The organism is Chryseobacterium sp. Leaf201 (assembly GCF_001421435.1).
In the GTDB taxonomy this organism is placed as follows: Bacteria; Bacteroidota; Bacteroidia; order Flavobacteriales; family Weeksellaceae; genus Chryseobacterium.
Genome location: NZ_LMKA01000001.1, coordinates 102,803 through 116,070, shown reverse-complemented (window position 1 = coordinate 116,070; position 13,268 = coordinate 102,803). Strand labels below are relative to the sequence as shown.

Genomic DNA, 13,268 nt, shown 5'->3' with positions numbered 1-13,268 from the left:
TTTTTAGAAGGTAATTTTATATGTTCCGGTAGAAGAAACGCTGGATCTTTCTGCTTTCACATATTTTTTCACCCACGATACGGCGTTTGATGTGATACAGGGATCGGCTGTTCCACCTGATCTTCTTGCGGAAACCACATTTCCTGCTTTATCTACCGTATAAGCTACCGTAATAGTTCCGCTTGCCGTACAGCTGTTTGGAGGCTGAGAGCCGCCTCGGCCCATTGTTCCGGGAATAAACCCTACCAGCTTACGGTCGATTCCTACTTTGCTGTCGCCATTCCCGTCACCGCCTAACGGATCTCCGGCATTCCCGATTCCGTCTCCGTCACCCTGGCTTCCGGCTTTGGAGCCTCTACCCCTGATCAGGTTGCCGATTGCCGCAGTCCCTTTTCCGTCACCGCTGCCGATTTTTGAATTGGCCGTTGCCGCACCGGATTTTTTTGCTGTTTTGGAAGCACTTGTGCTGGCTGTTGATTTTTTATTCTCTTTGGATTCTTCTTTTTTAGGAACCATAACCTTAGCATTATTTCCAGTGATGATTTTCTCTTTCGCCTCGGATTTTTTAGTTTCAGGCTGAGGCTGGGGTTCAATCACCGTTTTTGTTTCAGGAACAGCTGCTTCTAAAGGGTCAGTAGTAATTTCTGACGGTGCTGCCAGGCTTCCCGGCTGGTCGGCAGGCTCTTCCACTCCGTTCCCGTTCCTGTTGTCTCCAAAGTTCACCAGCATGGTTGTGATTACTTCCTGCTGTGGTTCCTGAAGTTTCGGTTTTAATTTATATAAAAAAACAAACAGCAGGATGGCAGACCATATCAGGACAGAAAGCAGCGCGCTTTTTATCCGGTCTCTGTTCTGTTCATTTTTATCTATAATATCGCTTCTCATCTTTACATGATCTTACCGGATCTTCCGGATTGATTGGCTATTTATCTTTAACGGTTGCAATGGCAATGTTAAATTTATGTTTTTCAGCAATTTCCATCGCAAAAACCACGTCTTTATGCATGGTATTTTCATCTGCTCTTATGGTAAAGGATTTATTGCTCTGCCCGGCAAGTTTATTCACAACCATCTGCTCCAGGTCTCCTTTGTTCACAGGGCTGTCATCCACAAAATAAGATCCGTCCGGCTTAATGCTTACGGTAAGCGGATTCGGGATATTGTCATCAACGGCCCCTGTCTTCGGCAGCTTCACATCAATCGCGCTCTGGTTGGCGGCAGAGGAAGTGATCATAAAGAAGATCAGCATCAGCAGGATAACGTCTGTCATCGCGGCTAAACTGAATTCCGGACGGGCTTTATTTTTTCTCTGAATCTTCATTGAAATATTATAAAGGTTTGTTGATTAAATCTAAGAACTCACCGGACATATTCTGCGCTTTCAGTACAAATTTATCAATCCTCGTCAAAAGAATATTGTAAAAAAAGTTGGCCGGAATGGCTACTGCAAGACCGACTGCCGTCTGCCCTAGCGCCGTGTAAATACCTTCAGAAAGTGTTTTCGGGGAAAAAGCCCCTTCCATATTGGATAAATCAAAGAATGCAATAATCATCCCGATTACCGTTCCCAAAAGCCCGAGCATCGGAGCAATACTGGGTACTACGGCCAGAAGGTTCAGGTTTTTTTCCATATTGGCTACCTCAATCTGCGCCTGGGATTCCATGGCGCTGACAATATCAGAAACCGGGCGCCCCAGTCTTGAAATTCCTTTCTCCAGGATTCTTCCTTCCGGCGAATTCTGCCTTTTGCAATAATCTGCTGCAGATTCAATCTTCCCTTCCTTGATAAAATCTTCAATGTTATTCATGAAATCGGCATCGGTTTTTGAGGTGACCCTTTTGATAAAGAAAAACCGCTCAAAGAAAAGATAGACAGAGAATATCCCCAGTAACAATACCGTAACCATTACTATTTTTGCGAATATTCCTCCGTGAAACATAATTTCCCAAAATGAAAATACGTTCTTGGGAGCCTCTGCCACTGCAGATGTGGTAACCTGTGCGAATAAAATCTGAGTAAGTTCCGTTAACAGCATTAATATGTATTTTTATAAAAGTTGTAACGACAAATGTAATGGAATATTATGAAATGTTCTCTTAAAAATTGCTTAAAAACCACTTAAAATCTCTTATTTCCCAAACAGCAAATTTCTTTTCAAACCGTTTTTGAAAAGAAATTACTTATATAAATTAGTTGGAGAAAGATTTTCTAATCCTCGTCTACCACAATATCATCCTGCTTGAATTCACATTTCAGCCTGAAAGGAATCGGGATTCCTGATCCGGTATAGAAATCATCAATAGTCCCTTTCCAGATCACCTGGAGCACATCCTCTTCGTTTTTTTCAAACTGCAGCTCATTATCATAAATAAAAGCATCTTCATCATCAAACAAATCCACTTCTGTAAAAGTATCTTCGTCAGAATCATTGATCCTGATGGTTTTCCCTTCTATTTCGCCTGACTCCAGGGGAAAATCAAAAACTTCAAGTGAAAGTTGCGGAAAGTTGTACTGCAGAGAATCATCATCTACATGATCCAAGCCGTCATCCGTAATTATTTCAACCTCTAATAAATGCTGCTGGTTGCTGTAAACCGCTTTACAATAAGTGTTTCTGATATTGTACTTTAGCGTTTCGTCCGGATGGTAAATTTTTAAAATCCCTTTCATTATTTCTTAAAAAAGAGCTGTAATACTATGATTGTTAAACGTTTTCAACAAAGATAAACAATAGATTGAATGTGAAAAATTTTTTGAAAATTATTTTTAAAAAATGAGTGATAATTTACAGTAACCGGGTTAGGAAAAGTATATTTTAAAGATTAAAACCGGGATCTTTTGATTTTTTTCAGAAGCTGTTTCCCGCTATCCACTCTTACTCCTCGCGCAGCCGCTTGCCTCTCCTGCTGTGGGGTAACCGTTTCTATCCGGGCTAAAAGGTAGACCGTATATAAATTAAACCCGGAACATTCACTTCAAATCCATAGCATCAAAAAAATTTCATCACTTTAAATCCGGAATTCTTTGCAGCGCTGAGAAAATTATGGCTAAAAAATAATCTTTGCCTTTTTATCGTTTTAATATTTACATTTGCCTCACAAATATTCTGAAAAATGAAAAACATTGTATCGAAAAGTATTCTGGGCCTAAGTTTAATAGCAAGCCTTATTTCCTGCAAAAAATCAGATTCCCCTTTAACGAAAGTAACCCCTTCCAACCTGGATTCCATAGCAGCCAATTATTATGAGCAGTATCTGAAGCTCTATCCGCTGGAAGCAACTTCACAGGGCGATTTAAGATACAATGACCAGCTTCCGATTACCATCGACAAAGATTTTATTTCCGGGGAGGTGGCCTTTTACCATTCCGTACAGAAACAGCTTGAGAATGTTGATTATAAAAGCCTTTCGGATGAAAAAAAAGTGGTTTACGATGTTTTGGACTACACCTTAAAAGATAAAATTGAAGCCTATGCCTATCATCCGGAATACATTCCGTTTACGCAGTTTGGCGGTCTCCCGCTTACTTTTCCGCTGTATGGAAGCGGCGAGGGAAGCCAGCCGTTCAAAACAGAAAAAGATTACAGCGACTGGCTGAAGAGAATGGAAAAATTCCCGGAATGGATGAATGCGGCAACTGATAATTTCCGTGAAGGAATAAACAGCAAAGTGGTTCTCCCAAAGAAACTGGTGGTTAAAATGATCCCGCAGATGAGGGCGGAAGAAATTACATCTGCCGATCCTGATAAAAATATTTTCTACGGACCGATTAACAACTTCCCGAAAGATTTTACCAAAGAGCAGAAAGAAAGGCTTTCGGCATCTTATAAAGAGGTGATTACCAAAAAAATCATTCCGGCCTACACCCAAATGGGTGATTTCCTGGAAAAAGAATACCTGCCGAAGGCTCGGGATACAGACGGTTATAACAGTCTGCCGAACGGAAAAGAAATCTATCAGTTTTATGTAAAAAGCTGGACAACCACCAACCAGTCTCCCCAAGCCATCAATAAAACCGGACAGCAGCAGGTTGCCATGCTACGCGCAGAAATGGAAAAAGTAAAACAGCAGGTCGGCTTTACCGGAACGCTGGAAGAATTTATCAGCTTTGTAAAAACGGATCCGAAAGCGATGCCTTACACCTCCTCAGAAGAGGTGATGGGCGCATTCAACGGAATCCTGGCGAAAATTACCCCAAAGCTGAAAACTATGTTCTCCGTCACTCCGAAAACAAAATTTGAGATACGCCAGACTGAAAAATTCAGGGAGGCCAGTGCCAGCGCAGAATATATCCAGGGAACCCCTGACGGGAAAAGACCGGGTATTTTTTATGTCCCGCTTCCCGATCCTGCGAAATTCAACGTCACATCAGGAATGGAATCCCTGTTCTTACATGAAGCCATTCCTGGGCATCACTACCAGGTTTCCCTTCAGCAGGAAAATACAAAACTTCCGAAATTCATGAGATTCGGATGGTTCGGTGCTTACGGGGAGGGCTGGGCACATTATTGCGAAACATTAGGCCCTGAATTCGGCTTATACACCGATCCTTATCAGAAAATGGGTTATCTGAGCGACCAGATGCTGAGAGCGGTACGATTGGTGGTGGATACCGGCCTGCACACCGGAACCATGAAAAGAGAGGAAGCCATTAAATATTTCCTGAGCAATATTTCTTATGATGAAGCCGGTGCAACCGCGGAAGTGGAACGCTATATGGCGATGCCGGGACAGGCTTTAGGCTACAAAATCGGTTCCCTCAGAATCCGTGAGCTACGGGAAAAATACCAGAAGGAACTGGGGAAAAAGTTCAGTCTGGCTAAGTTCCATGACGAAGTGCTGAGCCAGGGCTGCCTTCCGTTGGATGTGCTGAACAGGAAAATGGAGCTTTGGGCGAAGAAGCAGAAATAAGCCATTTGGAATACAAAAATATGTTTATCAGACAAATTCCTCATTGAAATATAGAAGTCACAAATTAATTTGTGGCTTCCTGTTTAGATTTATGTTTTACATTGAACTAAGATGAAAGCTTTTTATGTAATGTTATTTTTTGCGTGGATAATATTGGCCTGCATGGAAAAGAAAGAAACAGAAGCAAATTCTGAGAGATTTTCTATAGATAAAAGCCTGTCGCAAAACGACACCATCAGGCTTTTATCAAAATTTCCCGAGTTAAGATTGTTTCCCAAAGAAAAACGGTCAAGTAAAACAAGAACTGCTTATGTAATTCAGAATGTCGGTATTGATCTTATGGATAATTATAAATGTAATGCTGTAATGAAAATGGATACACTACAGATATGGATAAATAACAACAACAGCTATTTTGGAAACGGAGTTCTGATCAGTGTTTTTGACAATCATTTTCTGATAAAAGATGTTGATCCCAAAACATTGCATGCTGAAATTAAGTTTATTAAAACGAACCCTTTTCATCAGAAATTAACCTTAAACAAAGCTAAATTTCAAAAGAATGACAGTATTTACGGCTTTATAAATTACAAAACTAAAGTCGATTCTTTTACAAAAGATTTTAGAGGATATTTTAAAACAGTAATAAAATGATCACAGAAAGCCTGAAATCCCTGTACATAAGGGATTTAAATAAATTAAGAACAGAAATCGAAGCCTATCAAAACGAAGAGATGCTCTGGAAAACAGATAAAGACATTTCAAATTCTGCGGGGAACCTGTGCCTTCATTTGGTGGGGAACCTCAACACTTATATCGGAGCCCAGCTTGGAAACTCAGGATATGTAAGACAGCGGGATCTAGAATTTTCCTTAAAAAATATACCAAGGCCAGAACTTCTTGAAAAAATAGAAAAAACGATTGACATGATCCATTTCTCACTTGATAAGTTAACGGAAGAAGATCTTAAAAAAGACTATCCTGACGAACCGTTAGGGTATGCAATGACAACCGAATATTTTCTTATCCACCTGTTCGGACATCTGAATTACCATTTGGGACAAATCAATTACAACAGAAGATTGCTGGATGTGGATTAATTTTTAAGTTCTACTCCTTAATCACCCTATAATTCTTTAAATTTTAGCAACCTCAATAAAAGAGAAAAATTTCATGCCTGTTAGCTGAACTTTATTTTTCAAACAGCATTTTCGTAATAAAATCTTTTTCACCTCTTCCTCTTGCCGGAGAATATTCCCTTCCGTAATAAATGATCTGCAGGTGGAGCTTGTTCCATACGCTTTCGGGCCAGATGGACTTTGCATCTTTCTCTGTTTCTATCACATTTTTCCCGGATGTCAGTTTCCACAGGGTCATCAGTCTGTGAATGTGTGTATCAACGGGAAAAGCAGGAAATCCAAAGCCCTGGCTCATCACCACGGAAGCTGTTTTATGTCCGACGCCGGGCAGCGCTTCCAGCTCTTCATAAGTCTGCGGGACTACTCCATTGTGTCTTTCCAGTAAAAGTTCAGCCATTCTTTTCAGGTTTCTGGCTTTGGTATTGGATAACCCGATTTCTTTAATCAGCTCCCTGATTTCCTCCACTTCCAGTTCAGCCATCTCTTCAGGTGTTCCGGCTACTTTAAAAAGACCCGGCGTTACCTGGTTTACTTTTTTATCTGTGGTCTGGGCAGAAAGTGCCACCGCCACCATTAAAGTAAAAGGATTGGTATGGTCCAGCGGAATAAGAACTTCCGGATACAGTTTCTCTAATTCCTGCTGAACAAGCGCAGCTCTTTGCTTTTTTGTCATATAACCGTTAAATTTGAACAAAATTAAATTATTATGCTGAAAGTAGGAGACAAATTACCAACATTTCAAGGAATAAACCAGGATGGAGAAACGATACAGTCTGAAAACCTGATCGGAAAAAAATCAGTTATTTTCTTCTATCCGCAGGCCAGCACGCCTACCTGTACGGTGGAAGCATGTAATTTAAGCAACAACTATACCCAGCTTGAAAAAGCAGGATTCCAGCTGTTGGGCGTAAGCAGGGATTCTGTTAAAAAGCAGAAAAATTTCCACAGCAAATTTGCCTTTCCCTATGATTTAATTGCTGATGAAAGCCGTGATATTATTGAGAAGTTCGGTGTTTGGCAGGAGAAAAAAACATTCGGAAAAACATACATGGGAATTGTACGGACTACTTTTATTTTTGATGAAGCTGGAATCTGTACGAGAGTTATTGAAAAAGTAACTTCAAAAACCGCTGCTGAACAGATTTTAGAAGGGTAATTTTAATTCTTATGATTGTTAAGCATTGAAATTTCAGGTCTGACCTTTGCCATTCCGGAAGTATGAGCAATTTTGTATTGTTGGAATCCTTCCGGAACGGCAAAAGTGGTGACTTATTTAATCAATTATTGATCATTATTATTCTGTTTCATAGTACATCAGTTCTTCCGGATCACCGGGAATATGAACAAACTTATGAAATTTCAATCCTAGCTTTCCGATCAGTTTCTGCGAAGAAAAATTGTCTTTTGTGGTAATGGCGGAAATCTTTTGTAACCCGAAGTCATCCATCCCGATGGATTTTACTTTTACTGCCGCTTCATATGCATACCCTTTCCCTTCAAATTCATCGAGGAGAGAAAAGCCGATGTCAACAATGTCCAGGCCTTCTCTTTCAAAGATCCCAACTCCGCCTATTTTGTGACGCCCTTCTTTGGTAATCATCAAGTAATTGCCAAATCCGAGCTTTTCAAACTGCGGGAGAAACCTGTTCCTGATATAGTTTTCCGCATCGGAAACTGTTTTCAGATTCCGGTCTCCGATGTATTTGATAAATTTCGGCCTGTTGTAAAGGTCAAGGATAAACGCTCCGTCTTCCACGGACATCGGACGGATAATCAATCTTTCCGTCTCGTAAAATTTATCTGCGTTTTGTTGATCTGGCTGGTTTTTTAGGCTCATCTTTCGGTTCTTCTTTCTTTTCAAGTTTTAAAAGCCTCGGATTGTTCGTACACTTTTTATTATACAGCTCGATATAAGGCCCGTTGTCTTTTACGACAGAAATATTCCCTGTTGATTTACTGACCCTTAAAGTGAAGTATTTTTTCTGATAGGGACATTCTGTTGAGGTCAGCTTCCCAAGATCCAGGTAATAATCAGACGCATCCTCATAATAATTTCCTGCCACATCCCTGAAATTCTCATCAATAATATATCCTTCTGACGCTGCAAAAACAGCAGCATCGTGAATATTGTCAACCTTTCCGGCAAACTTCTTAAGTCCGGCCAGATCAGTAATGTACTCGGTTTTTCCACCCGCAGAATATACAATATAGTAAAATTCGCCTTCTTCAGCTATCCCGATATTGAATCCTGACGACTGTGAAGTATAGGTTTTATCAGCTGATGATGATTTTAAAACAGCATCTTTTCCGGAACTCTGATGAATCAGACCCCATGAACTAGGTTTACCGTCCGGAATCATATTCTGGAGCACGCTTGCAACATCGTAAAATTGTTTTTTTTCCTGTGAATAGAAAGACACGCTTAGTAAGCTGAGCATGCACACACTGAATTTGCATATAAATTTTACCATACTTCAAGAACGCGGAAAGCCCCCGATTATTTTACATGAATTTATCTCCTTTCTTAAAGCTTTTCAGGTCCAGGACATAATCCTTGATCAGCTGGTCATTATCCAGGGGACAGATCAACAATGCTTTATCCGTATCCACAATAATATAATTTTCCAGTCCGTCAATAATTACGGCTTTATTGGTATTTTTCAGCCGTATCACATTTCCTGTTGAATTGTAGATAAGAATAGGCTGCTTAGTTCGTACTGCGTTTTGGTTATCATCCTTATCCGCATTTTCATATACTGAAGTCCAGGTTCCCAGGTCACTCCATCCCAGGTCAGCAGGGATCACGTAAACATTTTTCGCTTTTTCTAAAATACCGTTATCAATAGAGACTTTCTGAACTTTAGGATAAATGATCTCAATACAGCTTTTTTCACTGTCGGTATTGTACTCACAGTCCATAAAATGCTGGGTCATTTCCGGAAGGTACGTCTCAAATGCATGATGGATACTTTTTACATTCCAGATAAAAATCCCGGCATTCCAAAGGAAATCACCACTTTCTAAAAAGCTTTTTGCGATTTCCAGGATCGGTTTTTCTGTAAAGGTCTTTACTTTATAGTAAGAAGAATCATGTTTATCTACAAACTGAATGTACCCATAGCCCGTGTCAGGCCTTGTAGGGGTAATTCCCAACGTAACAAGGTATTCATGCTCAGCCGCGATATCAAAAGCAAGCAGTGCTTTCTCTAAAAAAACATCTTCTTTCAGGATCAGATGGTCTGCGGGCAGAACGATCATGGTGGCATCCGGATCAATCTCTGCGATTTTATTGACCATGTAAAGATTACAGGGTGCCGTATTTTTAAGCAAAGGTTCGCCCACTATATTTTCCTGAGCAATTTCGGGAAGCTGCTGATGGGTAAGCTCTACATATTCTTTATTGGTAATAACGAATATGTTTTCATCAGGAATGATTTTGCTGATCCTGTCATAGGTCTGCTGAATCATGGTACGGCCTACTCCTAAAATATCCTGAAACTGTTTCGGAAATTTCTGCGTACTCATAGGCCAGAATCTGCTGCCGATCCCTCCCGCCATAATCACGCAATATCTATTTGATTTTGACATTCTTAAGTGCATTTTTCTACCCTTGCCAAAGGCTTGAAAGAATACTTCCTTCCTGTAGCCAGGTGTTTACAAAGATAGTTTTTTTTAATAAGACCTTCCAATAAATACTTTTCATTCCGGTACATAAAAAGGTCTCCTTTGGTTAGTGTTTCAATAAATACAAGATTATCATCCTGATTTTCAATATGAAAATATTTTACCAGATCCGGGCTTGCCATGAAATTGGCTTTGGGAGATTTTGAAAATTTCACAATAACGGGCCGTAAGTCTTCTTCATAAACATCAAGGCTTTGCAACAGCATCTGTCTGAAAGTTTCTTTCCATTCGTTTCCGTGGGGAGCTATTTTCCTGCCGTATCTTTCAAAGGCAATAAGGTGTGCCAGTTCATGGGTCAGCACAAAGAAAAAAAGCTGCGGTGCCAGGGTGGAATTGATGGTAATCTCATGAGAACGGTCCGGGAGTTTCCGGTAATCCCCCAATTTGGAGTTCCTGTTCCGTGTGACTTTGATATGAATATAGTAATCTGCAAACCAGACTTTTAAATATTGAAGCGTATTTTGTGGTAAATATTTTTCTAAAGACCCGATAGACATGCTACAAACTTAGTGGAATTCCTGCATAGAAGTTCAGCAGTTTAAGACTGAACAGATAATTAAATTTAGACTGGGCTACAGATCCCTGCGCATTGGCATAGTTGTTTCGCGCTATATTTACATCGTAAATCGTAGATCTCCCTGCCGCATAACTTTTATCTGCAAAATCCAGCGCCAGCTTTGTGCTTTTTTCAGTCTGAACGGCAGATAAATAAATTTCATAATTGGCATCAACATCAAACTGGGCTTTCTGAACATTCTCCCGTACCACCTGTCTCTGCTGCTGCATGGTGACTTTGGCAATACTCTCATTCAATCTTGACTGCTCTACCTGGAGTTTGGTAATTCCCTTATTAAAAATCGGGATATTTAAGCTCACACCACCCTGCTGACCGAAATTTTCTTTATACTGCGGGAAAAATCCGCCTTCCTGGATGTAAAAAAGCGGGCTTCCTACATTATTTGTATTTAACAGGTTATTGTAGAAGGTCCCGATACCGACACTTGCCGTTAACGTTGGCCAGAAAGCTGTTTTTGTAACTTCCGTCTGTGCTTCTGCCGATCTTATCCTGCTTTCTGCCGCTTTAATCTGCGGCTGGTTTTCATAAGCGGTCGTCAATACCTCATCTACAGATTTGAGCTGAGGCGCAAGCTGATCCGGAACATTTACATCTTCAACATCAAAATCTTTGTATTCCTGAAGCTGCAGCAGCTGGGCCAAAGCAAATAAGCTTCTGCCTACATTGATTTCCGCAGTTTTAAGGTTTTGCTTTTCTCTCGCCAGTCCTGATTCTGCTTCTGCAAGAATGGTTTGTGCCGTTGTGCCTACGGTAGTGGTTATTTTCGCCCGGTCATACTGCTTCTGGGCATTTTCTACAGCCGACTGGGAAATCTTTACAATTTCCTTGTTTAAAAGGGTAGTTAAATACTGATGGGCAATCTGAAGAGAGATATCATTTTTAATGGTTTCAATATCATACTGGCTGGCTTCCACATCAAATTCCGTTTTCCTGATGGTTTTTTCAAGCCTTCCGTTGTTGTATAACAACATATCAGCGCTAAGATTGGCATTGTTGCTGTACCTGTCATTCCGGATACTTCCCGTCCCTAAAGAAGCCTGTCCAAAACTTACGCTGTTCCCGAAATTTCCGGAAACGGACGGCAGATAGTTCCTCTTTGCGATGTTGAGGTTAAGATCCTGTATCTGTTTTGAATATTCATTTTGGATCACCTGCAGGTTATGCGTGGTGGCATAGTCTACACATTCTCTCAAAGACCATTTCTTCTGGGCATTCACAGCCAGGCAAGACAATCCCAAAACAACAGCCAAAACTCTTTTCATGTTACGCTTTTTTATAATTAGACGAACCAAATATAAAAAAGTTACAGTTTCAGGAAATTATTGTTTCATATGTATGAAAGTTTTGAGAATTTTGTACCATGACAACCGAACAATATCAGGAAGCTGTGGAATGGCTTTTCGTACAGGCTCCGAATTACCAGACGGACGGGCAAAAAGCCTATAAGCCCGGATTGGATAACATTATAAGACTGTGTGCATTTTTCGGGAATCCCCAGGAAAAAATAAAATGCATCCATATCGGCGGCACCAACGGAAAAGGCTCTTCAAGCAACATGCTGGCTTCCGTGCTTCAGGAACAGGGATATAAAACGGGTTTATACAACTCACCCCATCTTATTGATTTCACAGAGCGGATCAAAATAAACGGCAGAAACTGCGATAAAGAATTTGTATATCATTTTATTCAGAAGCTGAAAAACCTGCCGGATGATATCCAGCCTTCATTTTTTGAATTTACCACCATCATGGCTTTTGAATATTTCTGTCAGCAGCAGGTAGATTTCGCAATTATCGAAGTCGGACTTGGCGGAAGGCTGGACTCAACCAACATCATCCATCCGCTGATTGCTGCCATTACCAATGTTCAGCTGGACCACCAGAACATTCTGGGAGATACGCTTGAGGAAATTGCCGGAGAAAAAGCCGGGATTATCAAACAGGGGATCCCTGTGGTTTCCGGGGAAGAAAACGGAACAGTGAAAGCTATTCTTAAAGAAAAGGCAGAAAAAGAAAAGGCTCCTTTTATTGATGCGGCCATATTAAAAACGGATTTTAAATCTGACCTGGAAGGAAATTACCAGAAAAAAAACATCAAAGTGGTTCTGGCATTAATTCATGAACTGAAAAAAATGGATTATGCCATTTCTGATCAGAATATTGAAAACGGACTTTTAAACGTCCATAGAAATACGGGATTTATAGGCCGCTGGTTTGAATTTTCAAAGAGTCCGCTCACGATCTGCGATACAGGGCACAACCAGGCGGGCCTGGAATATGTTTTTGATCAGCTGAATTCCATAAACAGGCATAAACATGTTATCCTGGGCTTCGTTAATGATAAAAAGATTGATGACGTAATGAAAATCTTACCGGAAAATTCTGATTTCTATTTTGCGAAACCTTCTATTTTCAGGGGTCGGCATCCTGAAGATTATGAGAATCTGCTTCGGGAGGCAAAAATTTCTTATAAAATTTTCAATTCCGTGCAGGAAGCATATCTGTCTGCAAAAGAACAATGTACAAATGAAGAAATGATTTTTATCGGCGGAAGTAATTTTGTAGTCGGAGAATTTTTAGAAAAAAATTTGGAGATTTCTGAATAAGTCGTATATTTGCACCACTCTAATCGAGGAAACAAGATAGTGGGGCTCTTAGCTCAGTTGGTTCAGAGCATCTGGTTTACACCCAGAGGGTCGGGGGTTCGAATCCCTCAGGGCCCACTAAAAAGGATACTGAAGCCTTTTAAAAAATTTCAGGGCTCTTAGCTCAGTTGGTTCAGAGCATCTGGTTTACACCCAGAGGGTCGGGGGTTCGAATCCCTCAGGGCCCACAAAATCTCTCAGGAAACTGGGAGATTTTTTTTGTTTTTATCTTTAAATCCATCATCACTTTTTATTTAACGACTATTTCTTTACATTTGATGGGCCAAGTGTAATGTAGAAAGAAAAATAATTT

Annotated in this window: 15 protein-coding genes and 2 tRNA genes; 7 read left to right on the top strand and 10 right to left on the bottom strand. The window is 40.4% G+C overall.

All coding sequences use genetic code 11. The features are described from left to right. Positions 1–3: 3 nt before the first annotated feature. The 4 genes from ASE55_RS00570 to ASE55_RS00555 form a co-directional block, all read right to left on the bottom strand. On the bottom strand, positions 4–885 hold the full coding sequence (locus ASE55_RS00570; protein ID WP_056214054.1) for a hypothetical protein: 882 nt from the start codon (positions 883–885) through the stop codon (positions 4–6). Between the two features lie 37 nt (positions 886–922). Beyond that, positions 923–1,321 carry an ExbD/TolR family protein gene (locus ASE55_RS00565; RefSeq protein WP_056214051.1) on the bottom strand — a complete coding sequence of 133 codons (399 nt, stop codon included), beginning with the start codon at positions 1,319–1,321 and terminating at the stop codon, positions 923–925. A gap of 7 nt (positions 1,322–1,328) precedes the next feature. Then, complete coding sequence (locus ASE55_RS00560) at positions 1,329–2,036, bottom strand: MotA/TolQ/ExbB proton channel family protein (protein ID WP_056214048.1); 708 nt, start codon at positions 2,034–2,036, stop codon at positions 1,329–1,331. Positions 2,037–2,209: 173 nt separating this feature from the next. Beyond that, the gene (locus ASE55_RS00555; protein ID WP_056214045.1) at positions 2,210–2,671 is read right to left on the bottom strand and encodes a hypothetical protein; all 462 of its coding nucleotides are present in this window, start codon (positions 2,669–2,671) and stop codon (positions 2,210–2,212) included. Positions 2,672–3,114: 443 nt separating this feature from the next. Here ASE55_RS00555 and ASE55_RS00550 point away from each other — a divergent pair, with 443 nt between their 5' ends. The 3 genes from ASE55_RS00550 to ASE55_RS00540 all read left to right on the top strand — a co-directional run bounded on the left by ASE55_RS00550 (position 3,115) and on the right by ASE55_RS00540 (position 6,011). Then, positions 3,115–4,911 (top strand): DUF885 domain-containing protein, encoded by a 1,797-nt coding sequence (locus ASE55_RS00550; RefSeq protein WP_056214042.1) that lies wholly within the window; start codon positions 3,115–3,117, stop codon positions 4,909–4,911. A 162-nt stretch (positions 4,912–5,073) separates the two neighbouring features. Next, positions 5,074–5,565: a hypothetical protein gene (locus ASE55_RS00545; RefSeq protein WP_056214040.1), complete on the top strand. Its 492-nt coding sequence runs from the start codon at positions 5,074–5,076 to the stop codon at positions 5,563–5,565. Further along, positions 5,562–6,011 (top strand): DinB family protein, encoded by a 450-nt coding sequence (locus ASE55_RS00540; protein ID WP_056214037.1) that lies wholly within the window; start codon positions 5,562–5,564, stop codon positions 6,009–6,011. Before ASE55_RS00545 ends, ASE55_RS00540 begins: the two co-directional genes overlap by 4 nt. Before the next feature lie 91 nt (positions 6,012–6,102). On the opposite strand, the gene ASE55_RS00535 is transcribed toward ASE55_RS00540, so the two are convergent. Further along, positions 6,103–6,723: an endonuclease III domain-containing protein gene (locus tag ASE55_RS00535; protein ID WP_056214034.1), complete on the bottom strand. Its 621-nt coding sequence runs from the start codon at positions 6,721–6,723 to the stop codon at positions 6,103–6,105. 33 nt (positions 6,724–6,756) lie between these two features. Between ASE55_RS00535 and ASE55_RS00530 the strand changes: the two genes are divergently transcribed. Further along, positions 6,757–7,206 (top strand): peroxiredoxin, encoded by a 450-nt coding sequence (locus ASE55_RS00530; protein ID WP_056214033.1) that lies wholly within the window; start codon positions 6,757–6,759, stop codon positions 7,204–7,206. A gap of 138 nt (positions 7,207–7,344) precedes the next feature. On the opposite strand, the gene ASE55_RS00525 is transcribed toward ASE55_RS00530, so the two are convergent. From ASE55_RS00525 to ASE55_RS00505, 5 genes are all read right to left on the bottom strand, one after another. Next, on the bottom strand, positions 7,345–7,887 hold the full coding sequence (locus tag ASE55_RS00525; protein ID WP_056214030.1) for a GNAT family N-acetyltransferase: 543 nt from the start codon (positions 7,885–7,887) through the stop codon (positions 7,345–7,347). Beyond that, on the bottom strand, positions 7,847–8,488 hold the full coding sequence (locus tag ASE55_RS00520) for a hypothetical protein (protein WP_238584961.1): 642 nt from the start codon (positions 8,486–8,488) through the stop codon (positions 7,847–7,849). Before ASE55_RS00520 ends, ASE55_RS00525 begins: the two co-directional genes overlap by 41 nt. Positions 8,489–8,552: 64 nt before the next feature. Further along, complete coding sequence (locus tag ASE55_RS00515) at positions 8,553–9,638, bottom strand: mannose-1-phosphate guanylyltransferase (protein WP_238584960.1); 1,086 nt, start codon at positions 9,636–9,638, stop codon at positions 8,553–8,555. Positions 9,639–9,640: 2 nt separating this feature from the next. Further along, on the bottom strand, positions 9,641–10,231 hold the full coding sequence (locus ASE55_RS00510; RefSeq protein ID WP_056214022.1) for a SprT-like domain-containing protein: 591 nt from the start codon (positions 10,229–10,231) through the stop codon (positions 9,641–9,643). A 1-nt stretch (position 10,232) separates the two neighbouring features. Continuing rightward, a complete protein-coding gene (locus ASE55_RS00505) occupies positions 10,233–11,573 on the bottom strand; it encodes a TolC family protein (protein ID WP_056214018.1) in 1,341 nt (446 codons plus the stop codon). Between the two features lie 98 nt (positions 11,574–11,671). Between ASE55_RS00505 and ASE55_RS00500 the strand changes: the two genes are divergently transcribed. The 3 genes from ASE55_RS00500 to ASE55_RS00490 all read left to right on the top strand — a co-directional run bounded on the left by ASE55_RS00500 (position 11,672) and on the right by ASE55_RS00490 (position 13,143). Then, on the top strand, positions 11,672–12,916 hold the full coding sequence (locus tag ASE55_RS00500; protein WP_056214015.1) for a bifunctional folylpolyglutamate synthase/dihydrofolate synthase: 1,245 nt from the start codon (positions 11,672–11,674) through the stop codon (positions 12,914–12,916). Positions 12,917–12,958: 42 nt separating this feature from the next. After that, positions 12,959–13,033 (top strand) — tRNA-Val (locus tag ASE55_RS00495). Positions 13,034–13,068: 35 nt separating this feature from the next. After that, positions 13,069–13,143 (top strand) — tRNA-Val (locus ASE55_RS00490). Positions 13,144–13,268 lie beyond the last annotated feature (125 nt).

What these genes read in the sequence shown, in the direction of transcription:
- ASE55_RS00500 (WP_056214015.1), top strand. Translation starts at nt 11,672, where the DNA reads ATGACAACCGAACAATATCAGGAAGCTGTGGAATGGCTTTTCGTACAG.
- ASE55_RS00535 (WP_056214034.1), bottom strand. Translation starts at nt 6,723, where the DNA reads ATGACAAAAAAGCAAAGAGCTGCGCTTGTTCAGCAGGAATTAGAGAAA.
- ASE55_RS00510 (WP_056214022.1), bottom strand. Translation starts at nt 10,231, where the DNA reads ATGTCTATCGGGTCTTTAGAAAAATATTTACCACAAAATACGCTTCAA.
- ASE55_RS00565 (WP_056214051.1), bottom strand. Translation starts at nt 1,321, where the DNA reads ATGAAGATTCAGAGAAAAAATAAAGCCCGTCCGGAATTCAGTTTAGCC.
- ASE55_RS00530 (WP_056214033.1), top strand. Translation starts at nt 6,757, where the DNA reads ATGCTGAAAGTAGGAGACAAATTACCAACATTTCAAGGAATAAACCAG.
- ASE55_RS00515 (WP_238584960.1), bottom strand. Translation starts at nt 9,638, where the DNA reads ATGTCAAAATCAAATAGATATTGCGTGATTATGGCGGGAGGGATCGGC.
- ASE55_RS00560 (WP_056214048.1), bottom strand. Translation starts at nt 2,036, where the DNA reads ATGCTGTTAACGGAACTTACTCAGATTTTATTCGCACAGGTTACCACA.
- ASE55_RS00550 (WP_056214042.1), top strand. Translation starts at nt 3,115, where the DNA reads ATGAAAAACATTGTATCGAAAAGTATTCTGGGCCTAAGTTTAATAGCA.
- ASE55_RS00555 (WP_056214045.1), bottom strand. Translation starts at nt 2,671, where the DNA reads ATGAAAGGGATTTTAAAAATTTACCATCCGGACGAAACGCTAAAGTAC.
- ASE55_RS00540 (WP_056214037.1), top strand. Translation starts at nt 5,562, where the DNA reads ATGATCACAGAAAGCCTGAAATCCCTGTACATAAGGGATTTAAATAAA.
- ASE55_RS00570 (WP_056214054.1), bottom strand. Translation starts at nt 885, where the DNA reads ATGAGAAGCGATATTATAGATAAAAATGAACAGAACAGAGACCGGATA.
- ASE55_RS00525 (WP_056214030.1), bottom strand. Translation starts at nt 7,887, where the DNA reads ATGAGCCTAAAAAACCAGCCAGATCAACAAAACGCAGATAAATTTTAC.
- ASE55_RS00520 (WP_238584961.1), bottom strand. Translation starts at nt 8,488, where the DNA reads ATGCTCAGCTTACTAAGCGTGTCTTTCTATTCACAGGAAAAAAAACAA.
- ASE55_RS00545 (WP_056214040.1), top strand. Translation starts at nt 5,074, where the DNA reads ATGGAAAAGAAAGAAACAGAAGCAAATTCTGAGAGATTTTCTATAGAT.
- ASE55_RS00505 (WP_056214018.1), bottom strand. Translation starts at nt 11,573, where the DNA reads ATGAAAAGAGTTTTGGCTGTTGTTTTGGGATTGTCTTGCCTGGCTGTG.